Source organism: Mycobacterium sp. TH-M25, assembly GCF_057473665.1.
Map to the genome: position 1 here is coordinate 1 of NZ_JBYCLA010000149.1, position 3,484 is coordinate 3,484.

Here is a 3,484-nt window from a genome sequence, read left to right on the forward strand (position 1 = left end):
GCGCGAACGCCAGCGGTACCTCCGCAGCGGTCAACGCCAGGGCCTCGGCAAGCAGGTGCGGTAGATGCGAGATGGCGGCCGCGGCGGCGTCATGCTCGTCGGATCGCGCCGGCACCACCACCGATCCGCAGTCCAGCGCCAGTTGTAGCACCGTCGACCACACAGTCGCATCCACGTGATCGTCCACGCTGATCACCCAGGGGGCTCCGACGAAGAGTTGGGCATGCCCGGCCTCCCAGCCGGAGTGTGCGGTGCCCGCCATCGGGTGCCCGCCGACGAATCGTGCCCGCAGGCCCGCGCTGGTGACTTCGTCCAGAACCGCGCCCTTGACGCTGGTGACGTCGGTGAGTGGGCAATCGGACGCCGTTTGGCCGATGCGGCTGAGCAGAAGGGGCAGCGCCGGCATCGGCACCGCCAGCACGATCAGCGCACCGACGTCCGCGGCGCGTTTCAGCACGTCGTTCAGATTCGTGCTGGCGTCGAACCCGTCGAAACGGGCGGCCTGGGCGCCCTCGACCGAGCGGTTGTAGCCGAACGCTTCTCGGCCGGCCTTGGTGGCGGCACGTAAAAGTGAACCGCCGATCAGGCCCAGGCCCAGCACGCACACCGGTGTCTTCGCCACGTGTCAAGGTTGACATATCCGGCCGCGGCTGCGACACCGGTTTGCTGGGCATCCGCTGGTCAGTGCTGGTCAATGGGCTTGCGCGCGACTAGCGTATGCGCCCATGGGAGCACAGCGGGCGTCTGCGAAGGCCGATACTCCGGACGGGTTCGGCGTGGCCGTCGTGCGCGAAGAAGGCAAATGGAGTTGCTCGGCGATGGGGCCCAAGGTTTTGGTCAGCCTGTCTGCGGCCGAGACTGAGCTCCGCGAATTACGCAGCGCCGGGGCCGTTTTCGGATTACTGGACATCGATGACGATTTTTTCGTCATCGTGCGTCCGGCGCCGTCCGGAACGCGGTTGCTGCTGTCGGATGCGACCGCGGCGCTGGACTACGACATTGCCGAAGAAGTGCTGGACAACCTGGACGCCGACATCGAGCCGGATGATCTTGAAGACGCCGAGCCGTTCGCCGAGGGTGATCTCGGGTTGCTGTCTGACATCGGTCTGCCCGAGGCGGTGCTCAGCGTGATTCTCGACGAAACCGACCTCTACGCCGACGAGCAGTTGGGCCGCATTGCCCGCGAGATGGGCTTCGCCGATGAGCTTGCGTCGGTGCTCGACAAACTCGGTCGGTGAGGTCTGACGAAGACCTGATCCGCGCTGCGCTGACGGTGGCCGCGACGGCGGATCCGCGGGATGTGCCGGTGGGGGCGGTGGTGGTCGCGGCCGACGGAACCGAAGTCGCCCGTGCGGTCAATGCCCGCGAAGCGCTCGGGGATCCGACCGCGCACGCCGAGATATTGGCCATCCGCGAGGCAGCCCAGGTGCTGGGCGACGGCTGGCGGCTGGCGGGTGCGACGCTCGCCGTCACCCTTGAGCCGTGCACGATGTGCGCGGGAGCGTTGGTGATGGCGCGCGTCGGCCGGGTGGTGTTCGGAGCCTGGGAGCCCAAGACCGGCGCTGTGGGTTCATTGTGGGACGTGGTCCGCGATCGCCGGCTCAACCACCGGCCAGAGGTGCGAGGCGGCGTGCTGGCCGACGAGTGCGCCGGCGTCCTGGAAGAGTTCTTCGCCCGCCGGCGACCGGGCTAGCGGACCGGCTCGCCGGGAGTTGCTTTCCCCGCGTCGAGATCGACGTTTTGGCGGCCTGCTACTCGAACTTTGCTGCCATAACGTCGATCTCGGTGCGCAAAGGCGATCACGGCGCACTCCCGACGAACTTACGAGCGAGACCACTAGCAGCCGGCGGATCGGTAGGCGGTCAGGGCTGGCGTGGCGTCGGTATGGTGAAACAGACGGGGCCGTTCATGGCTACCGTCAGCAGCGGGAAAGGGTGCCGACGTGCTCAAAGCAGTCGTGCGGATTGCCACCGGCGTGCTGGAGGCCGGCGGATCGGTAGTCGGTTTTCGCCACTTCACCGAAGAGCCGGCGCACACCACGCAATCGCTGGCCGACGGCGTCGAGATCCGGCGCTACGAGGAACGGATTGCCGCAGAGACAACCGTGGTGGCCGATGAGGAGGCGGCGAGACAAATCGGCTTCCAGCGACTGGCCGGTTACATCTTCGGCGCCAACCATGTCGGTGCCGATGTACAGGCGCCGATCGTCGAGCAGACCCGCACCGGGCGAGGCGAAAAAATTGCGATGACCGCGCCGGTAACTCAGCGTGCCGGCTCAGACGGGCAGTGGGTGATCCGCTTCTACATGCCGCGCGTCAAGACCATGGCGTCGCTGCCGCAACCCGACGATCCCGCGGTCAGACTGGTGACCGTGCCCGCGGAAACTGTTGCGGTGCGCCGTTTCTCCGGCAGCACGTCACCCCGGGCGGTTGCCGATCAGATGGCGGCGCTGATGCGCATTCTGGGTGATCGGGGATGGGAAGCTGTCGAGTCGCCCGCAGCCTGGTTCTACGATCCACCGTGGACGCTGCCGTTTTTGCGGCGCAACGAAGTGTCGGTGGCCGTTCGGTCCCACAACTGACTTCGGCATTCGCGAAAGCGCGGGTCGACCACCTCGGCCCGTCGTCGATTGGGATAGCGGCGCCACTGTTGGGTAAGCTCTCCGGCGGTGGCGTGTCCGAGCGGCCTAAGGAGCACGCCTCGAAAGCGTGTGACGGGTAACCCCCGTCCGAGGGTTCAAATCCCTCCGCCACCGCCATAGCTTCCAGCGCATATGTGCTGCTAGAAGCCCCTTATTCAGCGTATCCCCTGTTCTGCGAGGACGCGATCGCGCTGATCCACACTGAGCGGGGCCCGTTCTCATCACCGCATCGTCGACAACCCCAACGACGCCCTCATGGTCACCGAAAGTGACACGCAGCAATCGGTCAGCAGTAACCTTCGCTCGGTTCGAGGTAGGCAGTCGCGCGCGCCGACAATTCAGATGGGTCGCCGGTGAGCTGACGGGTCGCGTTCGACGCGGTGGAGTCGGGAACGTCGGGTGTCACGACAGGTATGCGTTCAACAGGTGGTTGAGTTCGGTGGCCAGCGCCTCGGCGTCCAGGATCGGTGCAACGACTTGCGCGGACTGAACGATGGACTGGGTGATCAGCAGCACCATCGCTGCCAGCCGGCGCGAATCACCTACACGCACGCTGCCGTGCCGCTGCGCGGCCTGCAAGTCGGTGGCCAGTGCGTCGATCATGATTTGCTGGCTCGTTCCCAGCCGATCGGCGATGTAGACCATTGCGAGATCGGGCGCCTCATGTAAGAGAGACCAGATCAGATCGTCATTCCGCAAGCGTTGTGTCACGGCGACCACCCGATCCACCACCGCTTGCCGTCCTTCGCCGCCGATCGACAGCTCGGCAAGCACGCCCGTGATTCGCTCGGTCAGCAGCGTGGCCAGCACTGATCGGGTGTCCGGCCATCGTTGGTACACCGT

The 3,484-nt window shown here is 66.0% G+C and carries 5 protein-coding genes and 1 tRNA gene; 4 read left to right on the forward strand and 2 right to left on the reverse strand.

The features are described 5' to 3' along the window. On the reverse strand, positions 1–607 hold a 607-nt coding region (locus AC2VOU_RS05040), incomplete at its 3' end, for a prephenate dehydrogenase (protein WP_486956375.1). Positions 608–725: 118 nt separating this feature from the next. On the opposite strand from AC2VOU_RS05040, the gene AC2VOU_RS05045 reads away from it, so the two are divergent. The 4 genes from AC2VOU_RS05045 to AC2VOU_RS05060 all read left to right on the forward strand — a co-directional run bounded on the left by AC2VOU_RS05045 (position 726) and on the right by AC2VOU_RS05060 (position 2,758). Beyond that, positions 726–1,238, forward strand: coding sequence for a tRNA adenosine deaminase-associated protein (locus tag AC2VOU_RS05045; RefSeq protein WP_486956371.1), 513 nt, complete (start codon positions 726–728; stop codon positions 1,236–1,238). After that, a complete protein-coding gene (tadA, locus tag AC2VOU_RS05050) occupies positions 1,235–1,693 on the forward strand; it encodes a tRNA adenosine(34) deaminase TadA (RefSeq protein WP_486956372.1) in 459 nt (152 codons plus the stop codon). The genes AC2VOU_RS05045 and tadA overlap by 4 nt, the downstream gene beginning before the upstream one ends. Positions 1,694–1,942: 249 nt before the next feature. Then, positions 1,943–2,581 carry an SOUL family heme-binding protein gene (locus AC2VOU_RS05055; RefSeq protein ID WP_486956373.1) on the forward strand — a complete coding sequence of 213 codons (639 nt, stop codon included), beginning with the start codon at positions 1,943–1,945 and terminating at the stop codon, positions 2,579–2,581. Between the two features lie 86 nt (positions 2,582–2,667). Next, a tRNA-Ser gene (locus tag AC2VOU_RS05060) sits at positions 2,668–2,758 on the forward strand. A gap of 285 nt (positions 2,759–3,043) precedes the next feature. Here the strand turns inward: AC2VOU_RS05060 and AC2VOU_RS05065 are convergent. Continuing rightward, positions 3,044–3,484, reverse strand: a 441-nt coding sequence (locus AC2VOU_RS05065) for a TetR/AcrR family transcriptional regulator (protein WP_486956374.1), incomplete at its 5' end; no start/stop codon positions are given.

What these genes read in the sequence shown, in the direction of transcription:
- AC2VOU_RS05045 (WP_486956371.1), top strand. Translation starts at nt 726, where the DNA reads ATGGGAGCACAGCGGGCGTCTGCGAAGGCCGATACTCCGGACGGGTTC.